This window comes from Roseateles oligotrophus (genome assembly GCF_025717515.1).
In the GTDB taxonomy this organism is placed as follows: Bacteria; Pseudomonadota; Gammaproteobacteria; order Burkholderiales; family Burkholderiaceae_C; genus Paucibacter_A; species Paucibacter_A oligotrophus.
Window position 1 is genome coordinate 292,900 of sequence record NZ_JAJIRN010000001.1, and the last position, 22,858, is coordinate 315,757.

The following is a 22,858-nucleotide window of genomic DNA, read 5'->3' on the forward strand; positions in this document are numbered from 1 at the left end:
AATCCATTCCACGAATGAATGAAAGCAAAAAAAGGAAACCACCGCGTGGGTGGTTTCTCGAGGGGTGTTGAAGTTCCGGCTTACTTCAGCGTGGTGAAACGCGCCTGTGGCTTGTCATCCGCGCGGTGCAATGTCTCGACATTGCTGCGCATCGCCCAGGGGCGAACTTGATGGTGGATGGGGATGAACAGGAATTCATCGCGCACGCGCAAAAGGGCCTCGCGAATCAGCGCATTGCGCTTGGCGACATCGGTTTCGGTCTTCATCGCCTGCACCATGGCATCTACCTTGGCGTCGCTGACGCGGGAGTAATTGCCCTTGCCATCAACGCCGGTCGTGCGACTGTGGATCACGTCTTGCAAGGTGTATTGAGCGTCAAAGGTGGTCACGCCCCAGCCGTAGAGGTAGAGCGGCGATTCCATTTTTTGCAGCAAGACCGAATGCTGAGACATCGGCAGCGCGCTCAGTTTGGCCTTGATGCCGATCTTGGCCCACATCGCCACCACCGCCTGGCAGATTTCTTCGTCATTGACATAGCGGTCATTCGGGCAATTCAGCGGCACTTCGAAGCCGTCCGGGTAACCCGCCTCGGCCAGCAGTTTTCTGGCTCGATCAAGGTCAACCTTGGGCGCGACGTCGATATCGGGTGTGTTGCCGTTGACGCCGGGCGCCACCATGATGCCGGCCGGCATCGATAGGCCGCGCATCAGGCTGCGCTTGATCGCTTCGCGGTCGATGGCGCTGCTCATCGCCTCGCGCACGCGCTTGTCCTTGAACGGGTTCTTGCCCTTGACGCTGGCGCCGCGCAACTCATCGCTGCCCTCGTCCATGGCGAAGAAGATGGTTCGATTCTCGAGGCCGTCCAGCACCTTGAGCTTGGGGTCGGCCTTGAGTTTGGCCACGTCCTGGGTCGGTAGATCGGTCAGCAGGTCCACATCACCGGAGAGCAAGGCCGCCACGCGCGTCGCGTCGCTCTTGATCGGCATATAGCTGATCTCGGTCACATTGCCCTTGTTTTGGTCCCACCAATCCTTGTTGGCGACCATGCTGATCTTCTGATCGGGCTGCCAACTGGTGATTTTGTAAGGGCCGGTTCCCATCGCATTGCGGGCGGCGTAGGTGTCTTCCTTGGCCTTGTAGTCCTGCGGATTGACCGATTTATTCTTCTCCGCCCAAGCCTTGCTCATGATGCGGAAGTCGGTCAAGTTGCGCAGCAGCACCGGGCTGGCGCCGTCCAGCATCAGATCGACGGTGAAATCGTCGACCTTCTTGATCTCCTTGATGCCGGCCACAAAGATCTGGTTATTCGCTTGCGGCTGCTTGATGCGCCCGAAGGAGAACACCACGTCATCGGCGGTGAAGGGCGTGCCGTCATGAAACTTCACGCCTCGGCGCAGCTCGAAACGAATTTGGGTCGGGCTGATGGCGGTCCATTTGGTCGCCAGCGCGGGTTCGGGCTGGAACTTTTCGTTGTAGCGCGTCAGGCCTTCATAGGCGTAAGCATTGATGCCATTGGTCGTGGCGTGATTCTGCGAATGCGGGTCCAGCGTCTGGATGTCGTTCTGGGCGGCCCAGCGCAGCGGCACGGCATGAGCCGTACCGGCGGCCAGTCCCAGCGTCATCGCCAAGATGGCGGCGGCACTGCGTTTGAATTTGTGCATCTTGATTTCCTTCAAATGGTCTGAACGAGCAGGATGCTAGCCGTCCGCGCCGGGCTCGGCTCTAGTGGCTTGCCCGGATTGGATTTGCAGACTTGAGTCACAGCCGATACCGGCCGCGATCCAGCGCGCGCTGATTCGAGTCAGCAGCTTGGACAAGCGGCCCGTCGCGGCGCCGCGCCAACCCAAGACCTGCAGCGGCGCGATCAACATGCCGCAGACATAACGCCGGTCTGGGTCTGACCATAGCAAGGCGCAGCAGGAACCCTGCCGGCGCCGGCTGACCAGCATGCCGATCGGGCAGGGCTCGCTCAGGCAGCAAACGCCGCAGCCATTGCAGGGCTGGCCCTCGGCCGGTTTGGTCGGCGCGGCCGGGTGGATCTGGATGACTTGATCGTGCTTTGTGGGCATGCGCGACTGTAGCGCTGCCTCGACCTTATGTTTGCCAAGGGTCAGGTCTTGACGCCGAGTTCTCTCAAGCGCTCTTGCAAATATTCATCCGCCGTGTAGCGATCCGACAGCACGACCTCGTTGCGCGGGTGCAAGAACAGCGGCAGCGAAATGCGGCTGCGCTTGGCCCCGTCACCGGTCGGGTTCACCACCCGGTGCTGGGTCGAGGGGTAATAGCCCTGTGACGCCTCTTGCAGCATGTCGCCGATATTGATGATCAGCATGCCGAAGTCGCAGGGCACATCGAACCAGGCACCGTCCCGCCCTTGCACTTGCAGGCCGGGCTCGTTGGCGGCCGGCAGAATCGTCAGCAGATTGATGTCGCCATGCGCGGCAGCCCGCAAGGCGCCGGCCGGCTCCTGCCCCGTCAGCGGCGGGTAGCGCAGCACGCGCAACAAGGTCAGCTTGCTGTCCTCGATCATGTGCGACAGAGGCTCGCGGTAATGCCGGGCAATCTGCGGCGGCGTGAAGCGTTCGACCCATGACAAGAGCTCTTGGGCCAAGCCATTGGCCTGCTCAAAGTAGGCCTGTGCTTCGGCCTGCAAGGCCGGCGGCACCCGGCCCCAGGGGTAGTAATGGAAATATTCCTTGATGTCCCTCAGCGCCGCGCCCTTGGCCGTCTCGGAGATGGCCGTGGAGAAATAGCCGTCCTGCGTTTCTTTTGAAAAGGCGAACTGCTGCTTCTCATCGGAGTTGAAAAAGCTCAGCCAGTCGGCATAGATCTTTTCGACCCTTGCCTGCTCGATCGGGTGATTGACGAGTACGCCGAAGCCGGTCTCGTGCAGCGAGCGGGTGAATTGCTCGGCCGCGTCGGCGGCCCGGTAGTCAACAACCTGTACTTGCATGGGATCTCCTGTGTGTCCCGACGCCAGGCCATTCAATCGCGGGGTCTGGCGTGCGGGAGCAAGTCTAGGCCAAGCTCAGCGACTTCGCAAACGTTTGCATGAATTTCTTGATGGGCCGTATGGAGCATGGGGCGCGAGCATCGGGCTTCAGGTTGCGAGACTTTGTACCGATAAGGCCGGGAGTCCAGGCGCTTGACTTTGCGCTGTCATCATCGGCAACGGTGATAAAGTCCGCCCCTTGAGACTTATGGTCCTTCCCGTCCCCTTGGCTGGCAACAGCTTCGGTGGGTCGCAATCCGCCAACCGGTAGAGCCGTGCCGCGGAAGGTTTTTTTTAACCAGCCAGATTCCCGGAAGCCGGGTTAGAGGTGAGCGAGATGATGCAGCAACACAGGTCCAATTCCTACCTGTTCGGGGGCAATGCGCCCTATGTAGAAGAGATGTACGAGGCTTACCTCGACAACCCGGCCTCGGTGTCCGACACCTGGCGCACCTATTTCGATGCGCTCCAGCATGTGCCCGCAGCGGATGGCAGCGATGCCCGCGATGTGGCTCATGCGCCGGTGATCGAATCCTTTGCTCAGCGTGCCAAGGCCAATGCCTTCGGCAACAAGGCCAGCGGCGCCGATCTGGCCGTGGCCCGCAAGCAGGTCCATGTGCAATCGCTGATCGCCGCCTACCGCAATGTCGGTTCGCGCTGGGCCGATCTGGACCCGCTGCAGCGCACCGAGCGCCCGCGCATCCCCGAGTTGGAGCCTTCGTTCTACGACCTGACCGAGTCCGATATGGACATCCCGTTCAGCGCCACGAACACCTATTTCTCGACCGCCGAGAACATGACGCTGCGTCAGATCGTGCAGGCTCTGCGTGAAACCTACTGCGGCAGCATCGGTGCCGAGTACATGCACACCACCGATCAGAACGAGAAGCGCTGGTGGCAAGAACGCCTGGAAGCGATCCGCTCCAAGCCCAGTTTCACGCCCGATCAGAAGAAGCACATCCTCGGCCGCCTGACCGCCGCCGAAGGACTGGAGCGTTACCTGCACACCAAGTACGTGGGCCAGAAGCGCTTCTCGCTCGAGGGCGGTGAAAGCTTCATCGCCGCGATGGACGAGTTGGTGCAAGGCGGCGGCGCGTCCGGCGTGCAAGAAATCGTCATCGGCATGGCCCACCGCGGCCGCCTCAATGTGCTGGTGAACACGCTGGGCAAGATGCCCAAGGACCTGTTCGACGAGTTCGAGCACAAGGCCCCCGAAGATCTGCCCGCCGGTGACGTCAAGTACCACCAAGGCTTCTCCAGCGATGTGACCAGCCGCGGCGGCCCTATCCATTTGACGCTGTCCTTCAACCCTTCGCACCTGGAGATCGTCAACCCGGTCGTCGAGGGTTCGGTCAAGGCCCGCATGGACCGGCGCGGCGACAAGACTGGCGCGCAAGTGCTGCCGGTGCTGGTGCACGGTGATGCGGCTTTTGCCGGTCAGGGCGTGGTGATGGAGACGCTGGCGCTGGCGCAAACGCGCGGCTATTTCACCGGCGGCACCGTCCATCTGGTCATCAACAACCAGATCGGTTTCACCACCTCCGACCCGCGCGACAGCCGTTCGACCTTGTATTGCACCGACGTCGTCAAGATGATCGAGGCACCGGTCTTGCACGTGAATGCCGATGATCCGGAAGCCGTCGTGCTGTGCACGCAGCTGGCTTTGGAGTACCGTCAGCAGTTCAAGAAGGATGTCGTCGTCGACATCATCTGCTACCGCAAGCTGGGCCATAACGAGCAAGATACACCGGCGCTGACCCAGCCGCTGATGTACAAGAAGATTGCTCAGCACCCCGGTACCCGTAAGCTCTACGGCGACAAGCTGATTGCCCAAGGCGTGCTGACCGCGAGCGGCCCGGACGATATGTTCAAGGCCTACCGCGCTGCGATGGACGAAGGCCGTCACACCATCGACCCCGTGCTGACCAACTTCAAGAGCAAGTACGCGACCGATTGGTCACCGTACCTGGGCAAGAAGTGGACCGACAGCTGCGATACCGCGCTGCCGACGGCCGAGTTCAAGCGCCTGGCCGAGCGCATCACCACGGTGCCGGATACCTTCAAGGTGCACTCCTTGGTCGAGAAGGTCTTGGCCGACCGCGCAGCGATGGGCCGTGGCGAGATCAATGTCGACTGGGGCATGGGCGAGCACATGGCGTTCGCGTCGCTGGTAGCCAGTGGCTACCCGGTGCGTCTTTCGGGTGAGGATTGTGGGCGCGGCACCTTTGTGCACCGCCATGCCGTCTTGCACGATCAGAACCGCGAGAAGTGGGATTCGGGCACCTATGTGCCGCTGCAAAACGTCGCCGAAGGTCAGGCGCCGTTTGTCGTCATCGACTCCTTGCTGTCCGAAGAAGCGGTGCTCGGCTTCGAGTACGGTTACGCCTCGGCCGACCCTGTCACCTTGACGATCTGGGAAGCCCAGTTCGGCGACTTCGTCAACGGTGCTCAGGTCGTGATCGACCAGTTCATTGCCTCCGGTGAAGTCAAGTGGGGCCGCGCCAATGGCCTGACGCTGATGTTGCCGCACGGCTATGAAGGCCAAGGCCCCGAGCACAGCTCGGCGCGCCTGGAGCGCTTCATGCAATTGGCCGCCGACAACAATATGCAGGTGGTGCAGCCGACCTCCGCTTCGCAGATTTTCCACTTGCTGCGTCGCCAGCAACTGCGCATGTTCCGCAAGCCGCTGATCATCATGACGCCGAAGTCGCTGCTGCGTAACAAGGACGCGACCTCGCCGATCACCGAGTTCACCAAGGGCGAGTTCAAGACCGTCATCGGTGAGCGCGATACGACGATTGATGCGGCAAAGGTCAAGCGCGTGGTCGCTTGCTCGGGCAAGGTCTATTACGACCTGGTCAAGTCACGCGCCGAGCGCAAGGCCAGCGATGTGGCGCTGATCCGCGTCGAGCAGCTCTACCCCTTCCCGCACAAGGCCTTTGCCGCCGAGTTGAAGAAGTACCCGAACCTGGCCGAGATCGTCTGGTGCCAGGACGAGCCGCAGAATCAGGGTTCATGGTTCTTCGTTCAGCACTATGTGCACGAGAACATGTCTGAGGGCCAGAAGTTGGGCTACGCCGGCCGTCCGGCCTCGGCCTCGCCGGCCTGCGGTTATGCGCACCTGCATCAGGAGCAGCTGAAGTCGCTGCTGGATCAGGCCTTCGGCAAGCTCAAGGGCTTCATCCTCACCAAGTAAGCAGCCCGGCGTCGCGTGTCCGCGACGCCGCTCGCTCAGCACCCCGAATACATTGAAAGTTAGCTCATCATGGCCATCGTAGAAGTCAAAGTCCCCCAGTTGTCCGAGTCCGTTGCCGACGGCACCCTGCTGACCTGGAAGAAGAAGCCCGGCGAGTCCGTCGCCATCGACGAAATTCTGGTTGAAATCGAAACCGACAAGGTGGTGTTGGAAGTGCCCGCGCCGAGCGCCGGCGTGATGGCTCAAATCGTCAAGAACGACGGCGAAAGCGTACTCAGCGAAGAAGTCATCGCCCGTATCGATACCGAGGGTAAGGCCCAGGTCAGTCCGCTGGAAGTCAAGGCCGTGGTGGCCGCCGCTCCCGCCGCTGCAACTCCTGCCGCCACAAGCAGCAAGGGTGATGTCGCCATGCCCGCCGCCGCCAAGCTACTGGCCGAAGCCGGCATGACGGCCGGCGCCGTTGCCGGCTCCGGCAAGGATGGCCGCGTCACCAAGGGTGATGTGTTGGCCGCGGTTGCTGGCGGTGCCAAGGCCGCCGTGCCGGCTCCGGTGGCCGTGCCTGTCGCCGCAGCGGTGGCCAAGCCGCTGCCGGCCGTGGCTCCACCGGCCGCTATCAATCTGGGCGATCGCCCCGAGCAGCGCGTGCCGATGAGCCGCCTGCGCGCGCGCGTGGCCGAGCGTCTGCTGCAGTCGCAAGCCACCAACGCCATCCTGACCACCTTCAACGAGGTGAACATGGCGCCGCTGATGGAGATGCGCAAGCGCTTCCAGGATAAGTTCGAAAAAGAGCATGGCGTCAAGCTCGGCTTCATGAGCTTCTTCGTCAAGGCCGCGGTCGCCGCCTTGAAGAAGTTCCCGGTCTTGAATGCGTCGGTGGATGGCAACGACATCGTCTATCACGGCTACTTCGACATCGGCATCGCGGTCGGCTCGCCACGGGGCTTGGTCGTGCCGGTGATCCGCAATGCGGACCAGATGAGCTTTGCCGACATCGAGAAGAAGATTGCCGAATTCGGCCAAAAGGCCAAGGAAGGCAAGATCTCGCTTGACGATCTGACCGGCGGCACCTTCTCGATCTCCAACGGCGGCACCTTCGGCTCGATGCTGTCGACGCCCATCATCAACCCGCCTCAGTCGGCGATTCTGGGCGTGCACGCGACCAAGGACCGTGCCGTGGTCGAGAACGGTCAAGTGGTGGTGCGCCCGATCAACTATCTGGCCATGTCCTATGACCACCGCATCATTGACGGCCGCGAAGCCGTGCTGGGCTTGGTCACGATGAAGGATGCGCTGGAAGATCCATCGCGCCTGCTGTTTGATATCTGAATCGGAGACTAGATTCATGAGCACCAAACAATTCGACGTCCTCGTCATCGGCGGCGGCCCCGGCGGCTACATCGCGGCGATCCGCGCGGCGCAACTCGGCTTCAATGTGGCCTGCGTTGATGAGTGGAAGAACGAGAAGGGCGGCCCTGCGCCCGGCGGCACTTGCACCAATGTCGGCTGCATTCCATCCAAGGCCTTGCTGCAGTCCTCCGAGCATTTCGACCACGCCAACCATCACTTTGCCGAGCACGGCATCTCGGCCGATAACGTCAAGATGGACGTCAGCAAAATGCTGGCCCGCAAAGACATGGTCGTGAAGCAGAACAACGACGGCATCTTGTATCTGTTCAAGAAGAACAAGGTCACGTTCTTCCATGGTCGCGGCTCCTTTGTCGGCGCCAAGGACGGTCTGTACGAGCTCAAGGCCGGCGAGGAAACCGTGCTGGCCAAGCATGTGATTCTGGCCACCGGCTCGAATGCGCGTCAGCTGCCCGGCGCGGCGTTTGACGAGGAGATGATTCTGTCCAACGACGGTGCGCTGCGCATCGGCGCGGTGCCGAAGAAGCTGGGCGTTATCGGCTCCGGTGTGATCGGCCTGGAAATGGGTTCGGTCTGGCGCCGCCTGGGTGCCGACGTGACGGTCTTGGAAGGTCTGCCGACCTTCCTCGGCGCGGTCGACGAAGGCGTGGCCAAGGAAGCCGCCAAGCTGTTCAAGAAGCAGGGACTGAAGATCGAACTCGGCGTCAAGATCGGCGAAGTCAAGGCGAGCAAGAAGAGCGTTAGCGTCAGCTACACCGACGCCAAGGGCGTCGAGCAGAAGGCCGAGTTCGACAAGCTGATCATCTCGATCGGCCGTGTCGCCAACACCATCGGTCTGAACGCTGAAGCGGTCGGCCTGAAGCTGGACGAGCGCGGTGCCATCGAGGTGGACGGCGACTGCAAAACCAATCTGGCCAATGTCTGGGCGGTCGGCGATGTGGTGCGCGGCCCGATGCTGGCGCACAAGGCCGAGGAAGAGGGCGTTGCCGTGGCCGAACGCATTGCCGGTCAGCACGGCCATGTCAACTTCAACACCATTCCTTGGGTGATCTACACCAGCCCGGAGATTGCCTGGGTCGGTCGCACCGAGCAGCAGTTGAAGGCCGACGGCGTCGCCTACAAGGCGGGGCAGTTCCCCTTCATGGCGAATGGCCGCGCGCGCGCTTTGGGCGACACCAATGGTTTCGTCAAGTTCCTGGCCGATGCCAAGACCGACGAAATCCTCGGCGTGCACATCATCGGCCCGTTTGCTTCCGAGCTGATCTCGGAAGCCGTGGTGGCGATGGAGTTCAAGGCCTCGGCCGAGGACATCGCGCGCATCTGCCATGCCCATCCTTCGCTGTCCGAAGCGACCAAGGAAGCGGCGCTGGCGGTTGACAAGCGCACGCTGAATTTCTGATTCGAGTTTGATGTGTTGACCGAGAAGGGGCGGCGGGTGTCGCCCCTTTTCATTGGAAATTAGGCATGACGTCACCTGAGACCACGGTTACCGAGCTTTACCTGCAGACCCTCGCCGAGCGCGGCTTTACGGCCGACCCAGCGCAGCTGTGCGCGGTCGCGGCGCTGCAGCGCTGCCAGGATGAATGGGCCGACTACAAGGCGCGCCGCGGCAATGTCGTGACCAAGCTCTTGGTGCGCCCGCCCTTGCCGCGTGGCGTCTATATGTACGGCGGCGTCGGGCGGGGCAAGAGCTTTTTGATGGACTGCTTTTTCCAGGCCGTGCCGCTGACGCGCAAGACCCGCTTGCACTTCCATGAGTTCATGCGCGAGGTGCACCGCGAGTTGTATGAGCTCAAGGGCATTGCCGATCCGCTGGAGGAGTTGGGCAAGCGCATTGCCAAGCGCTTTCGCCTGATTTGCTTTGACGAATTCCATGTGTCGGACGTGACCGACGCGATGATTCTGCATCGCTTGCTGGATGCCTTGTTCCGCAACCGCGTCAGCATCGTCACCACCTCTAACTTCAAGCCCGATGGGCTCTACCCCAATGGCCTGCACCGCGACCGCATCTTGCCGGCGATCGCGCTGCTGAACGAGAGGCTCGAGGTCATCAATGTCGACAACGGCTTTGACTACCGCAGCCGTACGCTCGATCAGGTGGAGCTTTATCACTGCCCGCTCGATGAGGCCGCCGACAAGGCGCTGAACACCGCGTTTGAGGCCTTGGCCGAGGCGCGCGACGAAGATCCGGATCTGCATATCGAGCAGCGCTTGATCCGCGCCCGGCGCCGGGCTGGCGGCGTGGTCTGGTTCGACTTCACGACCTTGTGCGGCGGGCCGCGCTCGCAGAACGACTATCTCGAGTTGGCGACTCAGTTCCACACCGTTTTGCTCAGCAATGTGCCCGAGATGCCGCCGCGCCTGTCGAGCGAGGCGCGCCGTTTCACCTGGTTGATCGATGTGCTCTATGACCGGCGCGTCAAGCTGGTGATGTCGGCCGCCGTTGCGCCCGAGGCGCTCTATACCGAAGGACCGTTGGCGCATGAATTCCCGCGCACGGTGTCGCGGCTGCAGGAGATGCAATCCTCGGAGTATTTGGCCCTGGCGCGCCGCGACGTCGACACCTCTTTGACTTGAAGGACGACCGAGCTATGCGAAATTTGTCGACTTTGATCGCACTTGCTTCGCTTGCCATGAGTCAGCTCGCCCTGGCCCTTGAGGCTCCGAGTAAGGCCTTAGTCGCGCTGAGCCAGGATGACCGCGCCGAGCTGCAGCGCCTGAACGCAGAGCGCTCCGCCATAGAGACGCAATTCAAGGCCGAGAGTGATGTTTGCGCGCGCCGCTTCTTCGTCAACGCCTGCCTGGATGAGGCCAAGGCCAAGCGCAGTGCCGGCCTGAAATCGCTGCAGGAACGCGAGGCGGCGATTGAGGCCAATGAGCGGCGTGCCAGAGCCGACGCCCAGCGGGAGCGCGTGGCAGAGCGTGAACGCGAGTTCGCCGAGGCCGAGGGGCGCCGCCGTACTGCGCAGTTACTGGCCCCCGCCGCCCCGGTCGCATCGGCTCCCGCCAAGGCCAAGCCAATGCCCGCATCGAAGCACCATCCATCCAGCCCTCAAGAAGCACAGCAGGCCAAATCGGTCATGGCGCTAGAGGACGCTCAGCGCCGCCAGCAGCAAAAGGCAAACTTTCAAAGTGAACAGGCCGCGCGGCAAAAAGAGGCCGAGCGCAGGCAGGCCATTGCCGAAGCTAAGTTGAAGGGCAAGAAGGCGCCGATGGCCCTGCCTATCCCGAGTGCAGCCGAGATCGAGGCGGCCGGCAGCGCGGCGTCGGCGATCAAGCGCTGATCAAGTCAAGGCTTCCATTTTTACGATCGCCAGCGATAGGTTGTCGCCGCCACTGCGAGCGCGTTGCCTGGCCTTGCTGATCAAGAGTTCGGCCGCCTCGCGTGGCGGCAAGCTGTGCAGCACGGTGCCCAATTCGCTCGGCGTGAAGTAATGCCAAAGGCCGTCGCTGCAGCAGATCAGGGTGTCACCTTCCTCGATCGCCTCGATGCAATCGCTGCTGCCCACCGGGTCTTGCACCGTGCCCAGGCAACCGGTCAGTAAGTTCGACTGCGGGTGCACGGCGGCTTCGGACTCGGTGATTTGGCCCTCGTCCACCAGGCGCTGCACAAAGGAATGATCGAGCGTCCGTTTGACCAGATTGGGTCCACGGAATAAATAGATGCGTGAGTCGCCTGCGTGAATCCAATGGCAGCGTCGATCTGCCCCTATCATGAAGGCCGCCAAGGTGCTGTGGGGCTCCTCTTCGGCCGACAAGGCGGTCAACTTGATCATCAAATGGGCTTCGGAGAGGATCTGCTTGAGCAAGTCTTCCGCAGACTCCTCGCCCGGCACATAGCGTTCAAACAGCTGTTGGCTGGTCAGCAACACTTGGTCGGCGGCCTTGCGCCCACCGCTCTTGCCGCCCATGCCATCGGCGACAACGGCGAGCAGGCAGGCGCTGTTGTGAGGGTGTCTGATCACCTCGACCTGATCTTGTTGGTATTGCCGGTCGCCCCGGTGGGTACCGGTGGCGGCGCTCAGGCGAAAGCCCGGGGGGGTGCGAGTCATGGCGAGGCCTGAAGTTCGTCAAAACTATAATCGTTTATCAACAGTACAACAGCCTGGCCGGGCCCATATGGATGAACAACTTCACTCTCTACCGCGGCGTCTGATCGAATTGCGTATGGAACATGCGGATTTGGATGTTTTGATCGACCGTGTTGCCTTGGAGCAGCCGCTGGATGAGCTGAGTTTGCGGCGTTTGAAGAAACGTCGTCTGGGTCTGCGTGATTTGATTGTGCGCATCGAGCAGGCTTGCGATCCCGATGAGTTGGCTTGACCCGTTTTCCACTTCGCCTGAACTGACGCCACTTTGACGCAACCCTCTCCGCCCAAGCCTGACGAATTCGTAGACGAGTCGGCCGATCCGTTTGAAGTTCAATTGCCGCCGATCAGCGAGCTCGAGCAATGGGTGGCAGCAGCCTTTGATGAGGGCGGGCCGCTGGCGCGAAGTGATGAAGGCTATAAACCGCGTGAGCAGCAGTTGGCGATGAGCCAGGCCGTGGCCAAAGCGATCGCTCGTCGTGAGACGTTGGTGGTCGAGGCGGGCACCGGGGTCGGCAAGACCTTTGCCTATCTGGTGCCGGCGCTGTTGTCCGGCGGGCGCGCCTTGATCAGCACCGCGACCAAAAATCTCCAAGATCAGCTCTTTATGCGCGACCTGCCGCGGCTCTGTGAGGCCTTGCAGATGCCGGTGCGCATCGCCTTGCTGAAAGGGCGCAGCAGCTATCTGTGCATTCATCGCATGAACCAGGCTCGCTACAGCAGCGAGTTGCCGGATCGACGGGCGGTGATGGCGCTGTCCAGGATTGAGATCTGGGCGCAGCAAACCAAGAGCGGCGATCTGGCCGAAATGGACGGGCTGGACGAGCGCTCGCCGGTGATTCCGCTGGTTAGCTCGACCCGTGATAACTGCCTGGGCAGTGAGTGCCCTGAGTTCCGCGCCTGCTATGTGGTCAAAGCACGGCGCGAGGCGATGGAGGCCGATGTGGTGGTCGTCAATCATCATCTTTTCTTTGCTGACATGACCTTGCGGGACACCGGCGTGGCCGAGTTGCTGCCAAGCGTTGACTTGGCCGTGTTTGACGAGGCGCATCAACTGGCCGAGGCGGGTGTGCAGTTTCTCGGTCAGATGCTAGGCACGGCACAGTTGCTCGATTTCGGCCGCGATGTTTTGGGCCTCGGATTGGCCCAAGCAAGGGGTTTACAGGACTGGCAGGGCCTGCAGTTGCGCCTCGAACGAGCGGCGCGCGAGTTGCGCCTGGTCTGCGCGGGGCCCTTGGCGGCCAATGGGCGGGAGGTTCGCGGCATGCTCAAACTCGCCTGGGCCGAGCGCGCCGGCCGGCCTGGCTTTGATGTGGCCTTGGCCGATGTCAGCGCGGCGGCCGAACTGGCGATCGAGATGTTGGCGACCGTGATGGACAGCTCGCCCGACTTTGTGCGGCTGCATGAGCGGGCGGTCGAGTTGCGAGCGCTGGCCGAGGTTTTTGCCAGTGAACCCGAGGCGGCCGATGTGCGCTGGATCGACCTGACACCTCATCAGGCCCGCTTGATCGAGTCGCCCTTGGATATTCGCGAGGCGATGATCGAGCAGTTGGCGCGGGCGCCCAAGGCCTGGATCTTTACCTCGGCCACGCTAGGCGATGACGAGCGCCTGACTTGGTTCACCGAACCCGCCGGACTGGACGATGCGACCGTGTTGCGGGTCGGCAGCCCGTTCAACTACGCGGACCATGCCCGGCTCTATATTCCGCGCAACTTTCCCAAGCCGAGCGAGGCCGAGCACCCGCTCCAAGTGGCCGCGTTGGCGGCCCGTTGCGCGCGTGCCTTGGGCGGCCGCACCTTTGTGCTAACGACGACTTTGCGCGCATTGCAATCCATCGGCGACGGCTTGCGGCGCGAGTTCGAGCAGGGTGGTGACAGTTTGATGGTCTTGCAGCAAGGTGCGGCGCCCAAACGAGTGCTGTTGCAACAGTTCATCGACGATCCGCGTTCGGTCTTGGTCGGATCGGCGAGTTTTTGGGAGGGCATCGATGTGCCCGGCGATACGCTGCAATGCGTATTGATCGACAAGTTGCCGTTCCCGCCGCCGAACGATCCGCTGGTTGAGGCTCGGGTCAAGCGCCTCGAGGCGGCCGGGCGCAATGCCTTCGCCCATTACTTCATCGCCGAGGCTGCGATTGCTTTGAAGCAGGGTGGTGGGCGGCTGATCCGTACCGAGCAAGATAAAGGTTTGCTGGTCGTTTGCGACCCCCGCATGGCGGGCATGAATTACGGTCGACGTTTGCGCGAGGCCTTGCCGCCGATGACCCGTTTGGCCGAGGAGGTCGAGGCATTGGATTGGCTGGCGCTGTTGGCCGAGGAGCGGAGCTAGAGTTCGAAAGGCAAAAAAAACGCGTGCCTGGCACGCGTTTTGTTTTTAGCCGATGGCAATCACCAAAACTTCCACCAAGCCTTGTCGGCATTCGCGCCTCCGCTGGCGTAGATGCCGGTCGGGAAGCTCTTCTGCAGCACCCGTTGGGCATCGTCGCGCAGCGGCAGCAAACCCAGCTTGTCATAGCTCTGGACCATCAGGTAGAGGGCTTCTTCGGTGGCCGGTGCATTCTGGAATTCCTGCACCGCGCGCTGCGCCCGATTGGCTGCCGCTACATAGGCGCTCCGGTTGTAGTAGTAGCGTGCCACATGCACCTCGTAGCTGGCCAAGGTGTTGGTGATGTAGTTCACTCGCACGCTTGCATCGGGCGCGTACTTTGACTCGGGGAATTGTTCAAGCACTTGTCTGAAGGCGAGCAAGGCGTCGCGTGCCGCCTGTTGATCCCGCTCCGAGATGTCCTGGCTGGCCAAGCGACCGAACATGCCCAGATCTTCGTTGAAATTGACCAGGCCCTTCATGTAGATCGCATAGTCCATCGCAGGGCTGGACGGATTGAGCTTGATGAAACGCTCCAAAGTAGTGACGGCCTGCGCCCGCTCACCCGCGCGGTGGTAGGCCCAAGCCAAGTCGAGCTGCACTTGTTGGCCAAGCAAGGTGCCGGCGGCCCGACCTTCGACCTTTTCCAGCGTCTTGATGGCGCGGTCAAAACTGCCCGAAGCCAAGTCATCCTTGGCCTCTGCGTACAATTTGTCCAAATTGGCTTGAGAGTTTGGATCATCCTTTGGATCGGATGAGCAGGCCGCCAGCGTCAAGGCAAGCAGACCTGCAGCACAGAGCAGCCAGCTTGATGGGCGGGACGGGCGGCGCGAAGCCTTGTCGGGCGAACCCTGGCCTGAAGCCAAAGCATCCTGCTGCGACACCTGTGATGGGTGGCGTTCCACGCATTTTTCTATCATGATCCCTACAGGGCGGTGCGTATCACCGGCCCTTACGCTGAAAACGGAGCACCGATTATATGGTTCAGGCCCTGCCTGCAAGTGAGCCCATTGCCCAGACGGTTGGCGATGACGAATGGGATGCCGAACAAACAGGCATTGTGGAAGAGGTCGAAGCGCGTGAGGCGCAGGTCGACGCGACTTGGCACAACCAAAGGTTGGACCGGTGGTTGGTACAAATTGCGCCGGAGTTTTCGCGCAATCATCTGCAAAGCCTGATTGATATTGGTTGCGTCACCATCAACGGCTTGCCCGCCAAAAGTGCCTCGCGAAAATTGCAGGCCGGCCAGAACGTGCGCATCGAATTGCAGCCGACGGCCGAGAGCCGCGCCTTCAAGGCCGAGGCGCTGCATCTGGACATCGTCTATGAGGATGAGCATTTGCTGGTGCTGAACAAGGCGGCAGGCATGGTGGTGCATCCGGCCTCCGGTAATTGGTCCGGTACGGTCATGAATGGTCTATTGGCTCATCATCCGGCGGCGGCGGCTTTGCCAAGGGCCGGCATCGTGCATCGCCTGGACAAAGACACCACCGGCTTGATGATGGTGGGCAAGAGTCGAGAAGCGGTGACGGCGTTGACGCGGATGATTGGCGCGCGCGAGGTGCACCGGGAATATTTGGCGCTGGTGTTTGGCCGCGTGCCTGAGCAAATGGAAGTCAATGCGCCGATTCGCCGTGACCTCATTTCGCGCATCAAGATGGCGGTGCTGGCGACCGGCAAACCGTCGCGCACGGATGTCTATGCCTTGGGTGTGGGCGAGCAGGGCGTGCGCAGCATCAGTGCGGTTCATTGTGTGTTGCACAGCGGGCGCACGCATCAGATCCGCGTGCATTTGGCCTACAAGGGCTATCCGCTTGTGGCGGATGCGCTGTATGGCGGGGTGCCCGCCTTGGGCCTGACCAGGCAGGCATTGCATGCGGCTAGACTCGGGTTTACCCACCCGATCAGCGGTGAGGCGCTACAATTTGATGCGCCTTTGCCACAGGATTTGGCATCTGCCTGGGCTTTACTGGGTTTGGACGAACCTCAATTCCCCGCTTCGGCGTATTGAGGGCGCTACAATTGCCGCTGGCCGAAGCAGTAATGACGCCTTGGGTGAGCGATATCAGATATTCAACCCGACCGGCGAGCATCTTCTCCCTTGGCTCCTTGTGGGCGCTTTGTTTGATTTTTGTCGTGTTCAAGCAAACCGCTCTTTCTCCGCCTCTCAAGACGCGGGCGAGCCTCAGGTATGAATATCTGCAGGCATGGTCAGCTCCAGAGGACTGGACTCAGATAAAACCCCGCATGAATCGGGAAAAATGACGAAAGTCAATGAATACACAGGATGCTAAGCGCGTCCTCGAGACCGCGCTGATATGTGCTCAGCAACCGTTGACCCTGCGTGAAATGCGCAGCTTGTTTGCCGACGCTGTCGGGCCGGATACTTTGCGAAATGTCTTGGATGAGTTGACGCAAGATTGGGAGGGCCGCGGCGTTGAGTTGGTCGCCGTGGCTTCGGGATGGCGCTTTCAGAGTCGGCCCGAATTGCGCGAGTATTTGGATCGTTTGCATCCCGAGAAGCCGCAACGTTACTCGCGGGCGGTGATGGAGACCTTGGCCATCATTGCCTATCGGCAACCGGTGACGCGGGGCGATATTGAAGATATTCGAGGCGTTGTGGTCTCGACGCAAATTGTTAAACAGTTGGAAGATCGAGGGTGGATTGATGTGATTGGTTACCGCGAGGCGCCCGGACGACCGGCGCTGTACGCCACCACACGTCAGTTTCTAGACGATCTTGGCCTGAACAGTCTTGAGCAGTTGCCGGCTTTGGAGTTTGGCGTTGCGCCCGCTCAGGCCTTGGCCGATACGGCCGGCTTGCAAGGCCTTTTGATTGATGAACCTATTGCGGTGGCCGAGCCTGATGAGGCCGCTGCCGACCAGGCTGGTGACCCTGAATTGGGGTCCGAGCTTTCCGTTAATTCCCTCTCCGCGCCTATCGTCAGCGATACGGGCGTATCCGTTCCGGCAATGCCGGATCCACAGTCTGACGCCGCCGAACAGGTGCACACCGACGCATGAATTCAAACGATATCGATCCTAAAGCCAAGTCCGACGCACTCGGTGCTTCCCTCAGTGAGGTGGGCGAGGTCGCTGCACCTAAGCGCAAGCGCAGTCCGGCGAAGCCTAAGGTTGAGGCCGCTGAGGCCGTTGCTGCTGTGGCCGATACGGCAAGCAGCGTCGAGGCTGTTGCAGCGGTCAAGCCGCGCGCTCCGCGCAAGACGGCCGCCAAGAAGGTGGCTCCGGATCAGGTTGCTGCTGTTGTCGCCGATGTCGCGGCCGAGGTCGCTGTAGCAGCGGCGGCGGTTGAGGCGATTGCCGGCGTTTCCACCGAAGAAGCGCCTAAGCGCCGTGCGCCGCGCAAGACTGCGGCCAAGTCGGTCGCCGTTGAAGTTGCGGAAGCCCCAGTGGCCGAGCCAAGCCAGCCTCAGCCAATGTTCACGTTGGCGCCGGAGCCAGTGGATATGCGTGGCGCCGAGTTGGCCGAGGGTGCTGAAGGCGGTCAAGCCAATGAGGCCAGCGAAGCCAATGCAGCTCATGAAGCAGGCGAGCGCGGTGGGCGAAACCGCAATCGCCGTCGTGGCCGCAAGGACGGCGTCGATGGTTTTGACGAGCGCCCGCCACGTGCCGAGCCTGCAAGTGTCGAGCCTGCGCCCGAGTTGGTGGCGGCGGTCGGTGAGCGCTTTGCCGAGGTACTGGCCGGCGAGTTCGGCGAGGCCGATGATGAGGTGGACGAGCTGCCCGAGGTTCAGGAAGAAGAGGTCGAGAGCAAGCGCGTCTTGGCCGCCGAAGCCGACGCGCCCAAGCTGCAAAAAGTGTTGGCTCAGGCGGGTATCGGTTCGCGCCGTGACATCGAGGACATGATTGCCGATGGCAAGATCGAGGTGAATGGCGAAGTGGCGCATATCGGCCAGCGCATCTCCTTTGGTGACAATGTGCGAGTGGCGGGCAAGCCGATCCGCATCCGGATTTCTCCGCCGCCGCCGCGCATCCTGGCGTATCACAAGCCGGCCGGCGAGGTCGTGACCTTCAATGACCCGGAAGGCCGCCCGACGGTGTTCCGTCACCTGCCACGCTTGCAGCAAGGCAAGTGGCAGGCGGTGGGCCGTTTGGACATGAATACTGAAGGTTTGCTCTTGTTCACCAACTCGGGTGAATTGGCGAACCAGTTGATGCACCCACGCTTCGGCGTCGAGCGTGAATACGCGGTGCGCGTCCTAGGCACCTTGAATAATGAGCAGCGCGCTCGTTTGCTTGAAGGCGTGATCATTGAGGGCCAGAAGGCGGCCTTCAAGAGCATCGAAGACGGCGGCGGCGAGGGCATCAATCGCTGGTACCGCGTCGTCATCACCGAAGGTCGCAATCGCGAAGTGCGCAAGTTGTTCGACTCGATGGGTTTGACGGTGAGCCGTTTGATCCGTATCCGCTATGGCACGGTGGTGCTGCCGCGCGGCCTCAAGCGCTGCGTCTGGATCGAGTTGGGCGAGGACGATGTGCAGGTGATTCGTCGTTTGGCCGGTGGTGATCAGGCGCGCGGTGGACGCGGCGACCGTAGTGAGCGCGGCGCTGAGCGTGGCGGTGAGCGCGGCAATCGATCCAATGAGCGTGGCGACAACCGTGGTGGCGAGCGTGGCGACAACCGTGGCCTTGAGCGCGGTGCCGAGCGCGGACCGGATCGTGGTGGTGAGCGCAATGCCGAGCGTGGCAATGCGAATACCCGTGGTCGGCGTGCCGATGGCCGCCATGCCGGTGTAGGCCCACGCCCAAGTCGGGTGGCGGAGCGTCCGGAACGTGCGCCAGGCAACGACCGTGGTGATCGCAATGATCGTGGTGACCGTCCGCAAGGCCGTGGCCCGGAGCGGGGCAATGACAGGCCGTCCGAGCGCTTCAGTGAGCGGCCACCGGAGCGCGCCAACGAGCGCGGTCCCGATCGTGGCGATGACGATTTCGAAGACGCAATCCCGCGCAATATCAATCCGCTGGAGCAGACCTTCGATCGTCGCTTTGCCGGCAAGGGTCGCGGTATCCCATCCGGTTTCGGTGCCGGTGGCAGCGCCCCGGATCGTGGCGGCAGGCAAGGCGGCCGTGGCGATGGCGGTCGTGGCGACGGTCCGCGTCAGCCCGATCCGCTGCAGACTTCGGTCGGCTATATCGGCGCCGATGCCTTTGTGCGTCGCAGTGGGCGCGGCGGCGGTGGCGGTGGTCGTGGCGGCCAAGGCGGGCAGGGCGGCAACTCGGGTGGCGGTGGCCGTTCGGGCGGCGGCTACGGCGGCCGCAACCGTTGAGTTTTGATGCCGGGTCAGATTGGCTCGGCAGCCCGGCCAAGCCGTCTGTCACCGTCACACAGTACAATTCTTGGTTTTGCCAAGCCCTAAGATTTCAGGAGAATACCCATGGCTATCGAACGCACCCTTTCCATCATCAAGCCCGACGCAGTGGCTAAGAATGTTATCGGCCAAATCTACGCCCGTTTCGAAGGCGCTGGCCTGAAGATCGTGGCAGCGCGTATGGCGCACCTGTCGCGCGGCGAAGCCGAAGCGTTCTATGGCGTGCACAAGGCCCGTCCTTTCTTCAACGACCTGGTGAACTTCATGATCTCCGGTCCCGTGATGATCCAGGCTCTGGAAGGCGAGAACGCCATCCTGACGCACCGTGATCTGATGGGCGCCACCGATCCTAAGAAGGCCGAGAAGGGCACGATCCGCGCCGACTTCGCCGACAGCATCGACGCCAATGCCGTGCACGGTTCCGACGCCGCTGAAACAGCCGCAGTCGAAATCGCGTTCTTCTTCCCTGGCATGAATGTTTACAGCCGTTAATTTGGCTTGAATTGGTTTTGCCTCACAGCCGCTCGGGCCTTGAGGCCTGAGAGGCGAGAGGCATCATCATGGACGCGGTCAACCTACTTGGTTTGACGAACCTAATCGGTTTCGATCTAGAGGGCCTGGCCGCATACTGCGAGCAGCTGGGTGAAAAGCGCTTTCGCGCCACCCAGTTGTTTCGTTGGATTCATCAAAAAGGTGCGTCTGATTTTGATCAGATGTCCGACCTGGCCAAGTCGCTGCGCGACAAATTGGCTTCCCGGGCGCATATCACTGCGTTGCCGGTGATCTCCGAACATCTTTCTGCCGACGGCACGGTCAAGTGGCTGTTTGACGTTGGCGCCGGCGATGCGGTCGAGGCGGTGTTCATTCCCGAAACCGACCGTGGCACGCTGTGCATTTCCAGTCAGGCCGGTTGTGCCGTCGGCTGCCGTTTCTGTTCGACCGGCCATCAAGGTTTTAGTCGCAATCTGGACACCGGCGAAATCATTGCCCAGCTTTGGTACGCCGAGCACAGCATGCGCAAGCGCTTAGGGAAAAGCGAGCGCGTCATCTCCAACGTCGTCATGATGGGCATGGGCGAGCCGCTGCAAAACTACAACGCGCTGGTGCCGGCGCTGCGCATGATGCTGGACGACCATGGCTACGGCTTGTCGCGCCGACGGGTGACGGTGTCGACCTCGGGCGTGGTGCCGATGATCGACCGTCTGCGCGATGATTGCCCGGTGGCGCTGGCCGTGTCGCTGCATTCGCCGACCGATCCGCTGCGTGACCAGTTGGTGCCGCTGAACAAGAAGTACCCGATCGCCGAGTTGCTGGATGCCTGCAATCGCTATCTGGACAAGGCGCCGCGCGATTTCATCACCTTCGAGTACTGCATGTTGGACGGTGTCAATGACACGCCGGAGCAGGCGCATGCCTTGGTCGACTTGTTGCGCGGCCATGTGTCTTGCAAGATCAATCTGATCCCGTTCAATCCGTTTCCCGCATCGGGTTTGAAGCGCAGCTCGCGTGAGCGGGTGATGGCGTTTGCCGAAATCTTGATCCAGTCCGGCTTGGTCACCACCGTGCGCAAAACCCGCGGTGATGATATTGACGCGGCTTGCGGTCAGTTGGCTGGCGAGGTTCAGGATCGGACCCAGGTTCAGGTGCGCATGGTGCGCGCGCCAATGATGGTAAAAGGCGCAGGTTCTTCCTGAATGCCAACAACGAGTCATAGCCGCATGAATCGCATGAATATTGCCTTGTCAGTCTCTGCTCTGCCCAGCGTATTGGCGCGCTTGAGCGCCTGTTTTGCGGCGGCCCTTGCGGTGTTGGCTGTGGCTGCTTGCGCCGTGCCGTCGGAGCCCAAAGGAGAAGAGCCCCGGACCGCGTCTGATCAGACCGACGCCGATCGCCGCGCCAGTGTGCGCATGGAGTTGGCGGCGGCCTATTTTGGTCGCGGTCAATTCAATACCGCCTTGGATGAGGTCAAGTTGGCCTTGAGTTTGAAGCCGGATCTGCGCGAGGCGGTCAATCTGCGTGGTTTGATCTATGCCGCCATGGGCGAAACCAAGTTGGCCGAAGACAGCTTCAGGCGAGCCTTGCAGCTCTTTCCCCGCGACCCGGATACCTTGCATAACTATGGCTGGCTGCTGTGTCAGGAGCAGCGCTGGGCCGAGGCCGATGCGCAGTTCGACTTGGCCCTATTGCAAGCGAATTACCGTGCGCCGTCCAGAACATTGATGGCCAAAGGCATTTGCGAAGCGCGTTCCGGCCGCATGAGTGAGGCTGAGCGCAGTCTGGCCAAGGCCTTCGAGTTTGATCCGGCGAGCCCGGCCGTGGCCGTGAATTTCGCCGAGGTTCTCTACCGTAACGGACAATATACGCGGGCGCAGTTTTATATCAAACGGGTCAACGCCCAGCCCGAATTCAGCAATGCCCAGAGCCTGTGGCTGGCCTTGCGCATTGAGCGCCGCCTGGGCAATACAAGAACAGTGGATGAGCTGAGCCAGACCTTGCGGAATAAATATTCAGAGTCGCCCGAGCGACTGGCATTGGATGATGGCCGCTTCGATGAATGAGGGAGAACGCATGTCTTCAGACCTGAGCGAGGCGCCGCCCTTGTTGCTAACGCCTGCGCCGCATTCAAGTGCCGGCGCAATGCTGCGCGAGTTGCGTATGAAGCAGGGTTTGCACATTGGCGCCATGGCCGCGATGTTGAAGGTTCCGCAGGCCAAGTTGGAGGCGCTGGAGTCCGATCGTTGGGACGAGCTGCCCGACGCAACGTTTGCCCGCGCGCTGGCCAAGGCCATGTGCCGGGTCTTGAAGGTTGACGCGGCCGCGGTGCTGGCCCTGCTGCCCAGAAGCAATGAGCCGGAGTTGATGGTTTCGCGAGGCTTGAATCAGCCCTATCGTGAGCACGATGGACGCTCCGAGGGCTTGTCTCTGGCGGTTTTGCGGCGTCCGCTCGTGTGGGGCTCCCTCTTGTTATTGCTGGGTGCGGCGGCGATCTACTTGATGCCGGCGGGCTGGGTCGATCGCTTGGGGCAGGCTCAGCCCAAAGCACCCGAGGCGGTGTCGGTGCCTCTGCCCGGCCCGGCAGTCGTGGAGCCGACCCTGATTGAGCCAACCGCCTCGGCATCGGCCCCCGCGGTGGCGCTGGAGGAGAAGGTTGCCATCGTTGTACCCGCTGCGGCCTCGTCGGCTTCGGCGGTACGCGGCGTTTCGGCCCTTAACTCGATCCTGGCTTCCGTCCCAGCGGCCTCGGCGCCAGTTGCCGGCGCGCCGCCTGCCGGCGCCGTGCCGCTGGCCGTCAAGGCCTCGGCCGAGACTTGGGTAGAGGTCGTCGACGCAAGGGGCCAAGTCTTGCTGTCCAAGACCCTGCGGGCCGGCGAAGAGCAGGCTTTGGCCGGTTTGCCCCCGCTCAAGGTCAAGGTCGGCAATGTCGCCGGCACCGAGATGCATTTGCGCGGCAGCAAGGTTGATCTTGCTGGGCAAGCCCAGAACAATGTCGCCCGTATTGAGTTGAACTGAATTGCACTGAAC

The 22,858-nt window shown here is 61.7% G+C and carries 19 protein-coding genes; 14 read left to right on the forward strand and 5 right to left on the reverse strand.

Annotation, left to right across the window (positions count from 1 at the left end; translation table 11 throughout):
- Nucleotides 1-80: 80 nt before the first annotated feature.
- From LNV07_RS01440 to LNV07_RS01450, 3 genes are read right to left on the reverse strand one after another with little or no spacing between them, the layout of a single operon-like run.
- Nucleotides 81-1,661 carry an ABC transporter substrate-binding protein gene (locus tag LNV07_RS01440; RefSeq protein WP_263569388.1) on the reverse strand — a complete coding sequence of 527 codons (1,581 nt, stop codon included), beginning with the start codon at nt 1,659-1,661 and terminating at the stop codon, nt 81-83.
- Nucleotides 1,662-1,697: 36 nt separating this feature from the next.
- The gene (locus tag LNV07_RS01445) at nt 1,698-2,069 is read right to left on the reverse strand and encodes a hypothetical protein (RefSeq protein WP_263569389.1); all 372 of its coding nucleotides are present in this window, start codon (nt 2,067-2,069) and stop codon (nt 1,698-1,700) included.
- Between the two features lie 41 nt (nt 2,070-2,110).
- Nucleotides 2,111-2,953 carry an isopenicillin N synthase family dioxygenase gene (locus LNV07_RS01450; protein ID WP_263569390.1) on the reverse strand — a complete coding sequence of 281 codons (843 nt, stop codon included), beginning with the start codon at nt 2,951-2,953 and terminating at the stop codon, nt 2,111-2,113.
- Between the two features lie 376 nt (nt 2,954-3,329).
- On the opposite strand from LNV07_RS01450, the gene LNV07_RS01455 reads away from it, so the two are divergent.
- The 5 genes from LNV07_RS01455 to LNV07_RS01475 all read left to right on the forward strand — a co-directional run bounded on the left by LNV07_RS01455 (nt 3,330) and on the right by LNV07_RS01475 (nt 10,837).
- Nucleotides 3,330-6,188, forward strand: coding sequence for a 2-oxoglutarate dehydrogenase E1 component (locus LNV07_RS01455; RefSeq protein WP_263569391.1), 2,859 nt, complete (start codon nt 3,330-3,332; stop codon nt 6,186-6,188).
- Between the two features lie 69 nt (nt 6,189-6,257).
- The gene (gene odhB, locus LNV07_RS01460; RefSeq protein ID WP_263569392.1) at nt 6,258-7,514 is read left to right on the forward strand and encodes a 2-oxoglutarate dehydrogenase complex dihydrolipoyllysine-residue succinyltransferase; all 1,257 of its coding nucleotides are present in this window, start codon (nt 6,258-6,260) and stop codon (nt 7,512-7,514) included.
- Between the two features lie 16 nt (nt 7,515-7,530).
- Nucleotides 7,531-8,952: a dihydrolipoyl dehydrogenase gene (gene lpdA / locus LNV07_RS01465; protein WP_263569393.1), complete on the forward strand. Its 1,422-nt coding sequence runs from the start codon at nt 7,531-7,533 to the stop codon at nt 8,950-8,952.
- A 65-nt stretch (nt 8,953-9,017) separates the two neighbouring features.
- Complete coding sequence (zapE, locus tag LNV07_RS01470; RefSeq protein WP_263569394.1) at nt 9,018-10,130, forward strand: cell division protein ZapE; 1,113 nt, start codon at nt 9,018-9,020, stop codon at nt 10,128-10,130.
- 56 nt (nt 10,131-10,186) lie between these two features.
- Entirely contained in the window at nt 10,187-10,837 is a 651-nt protein-coding gene (locus LNV07_RS01475) for a hypothetical protein (RefSeq protein WP_263569395.1), read from the forward strand.
- On the opposite strand, the gene LNV07_RS01480 is transcribed toward LNV07_RS01475, so the two are convergent.
- Nucleotides 10,838-11,605, reverse strand: coding sequence for a PP2C family protein-serine/threonine phosphatase (locus LNV07_RS01480; RefSeq protein WP_263569396.1), 768 nt, complete (start codon nt 11,603-11,605; stop codon nt 10,838-10,840).
- A 67-nt stretch (nt 11,606-11,672) separates the two neighbouring features.
- On the opposite strand from LNV07_RS01480, the gene LNV07_RS01485 reads away from it, so the two are divergent.
- Both LNV07_RS01485 and LNV07_RS01490 read left to right on the forward strand, forming a co-directional pair.
- The gene (locus LNV07_RS01485) at nt 11,673-11,876 is read left to right on the forward strand and encodes a YdcH family protein (protein ID WP_263569397.1); all 204 of its coding nucleotides are present in this window, start codon (nt 11,673-11,675) and stop codon (nt 11,874-11,876) included.
- Nucleotides 11,877-11,987: 111 nt separating this feature from the next.
- Nucleotides 11,988-13,970 (forward strand): ATP-dependent DNA helicase, encoded by a 1,983-nt coding sequence (locus tag LNV07_RS01490; protein ID WP_263569741.1) that lies wholly within the window; start codon nt 11,988-11,990, stop codon nt 13,968-13,970.
- Nucleotides 13,971-14,029: 59 nt separating this feature from the next.
- Here the strand turns inward: LNV07_RS01490 and LNV07_RS01495 are convergent, their stop codons facing one another.
- Nucleotides 14,030-14,809: an outer membrane protein assembly factor BamD gene (locus LNV07_RS01495; protein WP_263569742.1), complete on the reverse strand. Its 780-nt coding sequence runs from the start codon at nt 14,807-14,809 to the stop codon at nt 14,030-14,032.
- 176 nt (nt 14,810-14,985) lie between these two features.
- On the opposite strand from LNV07_RS01495, the gene LNV07_RS01500 reads away from it, so the two are divergent.
- The 7 genes from LNV07_RS01500 to LNV07_RS01530 all read left to right on the forward strand — a co-directional run bounded on the left by LNV07_RS01500 (nt 14,986) and on the right by LNV07_RS01530 (nt 22,846).
- Entirely contained in the window at nt 14,986-16,017 is a 1,032-nt protein-coding gene (locus tag LNV07_RS01500; RefSeq protein ID WP_263569398.1) for an RluA family pseudouridine synthase, read from the forward strand.
- A gap of 263 nt (nt 16,018-16,280) precedes the next feature.
- A complete protein-coding gene (scpB, locus tag LNV07_RS01505; RefSeq protein WP_263569399.1) occupies nt 16,281-17,030 on the forward strand; it encodes an SMC-Scp complex subunit ScpB in 750 nt (249 codons plus the stop codon).
- Complete coding sequence (locus LNV07_RS01510) at nt 17,027-19,294, forward strand: pseudouridine synthase (RefSeq protein WP_263569400.1); 2,268 nt, start codon at nt 17,027-17,029, stop codon at nt 19,292-19,294. The genes scpB and LNV07_RS01510 overlap by 4 nt, the downstream gene beginning before the upstream one ends.
- A 108-nt stretch (nt 19,295-19,402) precedes the next feature.
- Nucleotides 19,403-19,828 (forward strand): nucleoside-diphosphate kinase, encoded by a 426-nt coding sequence (ndk, locus tag LNV07_RS01515; RefSeq protein WP_263557590.1) that lies wholly within the window; start codon nt 19,403-19,405, stop codon nt 19,826-19,828.
- 68 nt (nt 19,829-19,896) lie between these two features.
- Entirely contained in the window at nt 19,897-21,030 is a 1,134-nt protein-coding gene (gene rlmN, locus LNV07_RS01520) for a 23S rRNA (adenine(2503)-C(2))-methyltransferase RlmN (protein WP_263569401.1), read from the forward strand.
- 24 nt (nt 21,031-21,054) lie between these two features.
- Nucleotides 21,055-21,894, forward strand: a complete 840-nt coding sequence (pilW, locus tag LNV07_RS01525) for a type IV pilus biogenesis/stability protein PilW (RefSeq protein ID WP_263569402.1) — start codon at nt 21,055-21,057, stop codon at nt 21,892-21,894.
- A 10-nt stretch (nt 21,895-21,904) separates the two neighbouring features.
- Nucleotides 21,905-22,846 (forward strand): helix-turn-helix domain-containing protein, encoded by a 942-nt coding sequence (locus tag LNV07_RS01530; protein WP_263569403.1) that lies wholly within the window; start codon nt 21,905-21,907, stop codon nt 22,844-22,846.
- The last annotated feature ends 12 nt before the right edge of the window (nt 22,847-22,858 follow it).

Bases quoted from the DNA above. Each gene is read 5' to 3' on its own strand.
- LNV07_RS01440 (WP_263569388.1), bottom strand. From the start codon at position 1,661: ATGCACAAATTCAAACGCAGTGCCGCCGCCATCTTGGCGATGACGCTG.
- LNV07_RS01445 (WP_263569389.1), bottom strand. From the start codon at position 2,069: ATGCCCACAAAGCACGATCAAGTCATCCAGATCCACCCGGCCGCGCCG.
- LNV07_RS01450 (WP_263569390.1), bottom strand. From the start codon at position 2,953: ATGCAAGTACAGGTTGTTGACTACCGGGCCGCCGACGCGGCCGAGCAA.
- LNV07_RS01455 (WP_263569391.1), top strand. From the start codon at position 3,330: ATGATGCAGCAACACAGGTCCAATTCCTACCTGTTCGGGGGCAATGCG.
- odhB (WP_263569392.1), top strand. From the start codon at position 6,258: ATGGCCATCGTAGAAGTCAAAGTCCCCCAGTTGTCCGAGTCCGTTGCC.
- lpdA (WP_263569393.1), top strand. From the start codon at position 7,531: ATGAGCACCAAACAATTCGACGTCCTCGTCATCGGCGGCGGCCCCGGC.
- zapE (WP_263569394.1), top strand. From the start codon at position 9,018: ATGACGTCACCTGAGACCACGGTTACCGAGCTTTACCTGCAGACCCTC.
- LNV07_RS01475 (WP_263569395.1), top strand. From the start codon at position 10,187: ATGAGTCAGCTCGCCCTGGCCCTTGAGGCTCCGAGTAAGGCCTTAGTC.
- LNV07_RS01480 (WP_263569396.1), bottom strand. From the start codon at position 11,605: ATGACTCGCACCCCCCCGGGCTTTCGCCTGAGCGCCGCCACCGGTACC.
- LNV07_RS01485 (WP_263569397.1), top strand. From the start codon at position 11,673: ATGGATGAACAACTTCACTCTCTACCGCGGCGTCTGATCGAATTGCGT.
- LNV07_RS01500 (WP_263569398.1), top strand. From the start codon at position 14,986: ATGGTTCAGGCCCTGCCTGCAAGTGAGCCCATTGCCCAGACGGTTGGC.
- scpB (WP_263569399.1), top strand. From the start codon at position 16,281: ATGAATACACAGGATGCTAAGCGCGTCCTCGAGACCGCGCTGATATGT.
- LNV07_RS01510 (WP_263569400.1), top strand. From the start codon at position 17,027: ATGAATTCAAACGATATCGATCCTAAAGCCAAGTCCGACGCACTCGGT.
- ndk (WP_263557590.1), top strand. From the start codon at position 19,403: ATGGCTATCGAACGCACCCTTTCCATCATCAAGCCCGACGCAGTGGCT.
- rlmN (WP_263569401.1), top strand. From the start codon at position 19,897: ATGGACGCGGTCAACCTACTTGGTTTGACGAACCTAATCGGTTTCGAT.
- pilW (WP_263569402.1), top strand. From the start codon at position 21,055: ATGAATCGCATGAATATTGCCTTGTCAGTCTCTGCTCTGCCCAGCGTA.
- LNV07_RS01530 (WP_263569403.1), top strand. From the start codon at position 21,905: ATGTCTTCAGACCTGAGCGAGGCGCCGCCCTTGTTGCTAACGCCTGCG.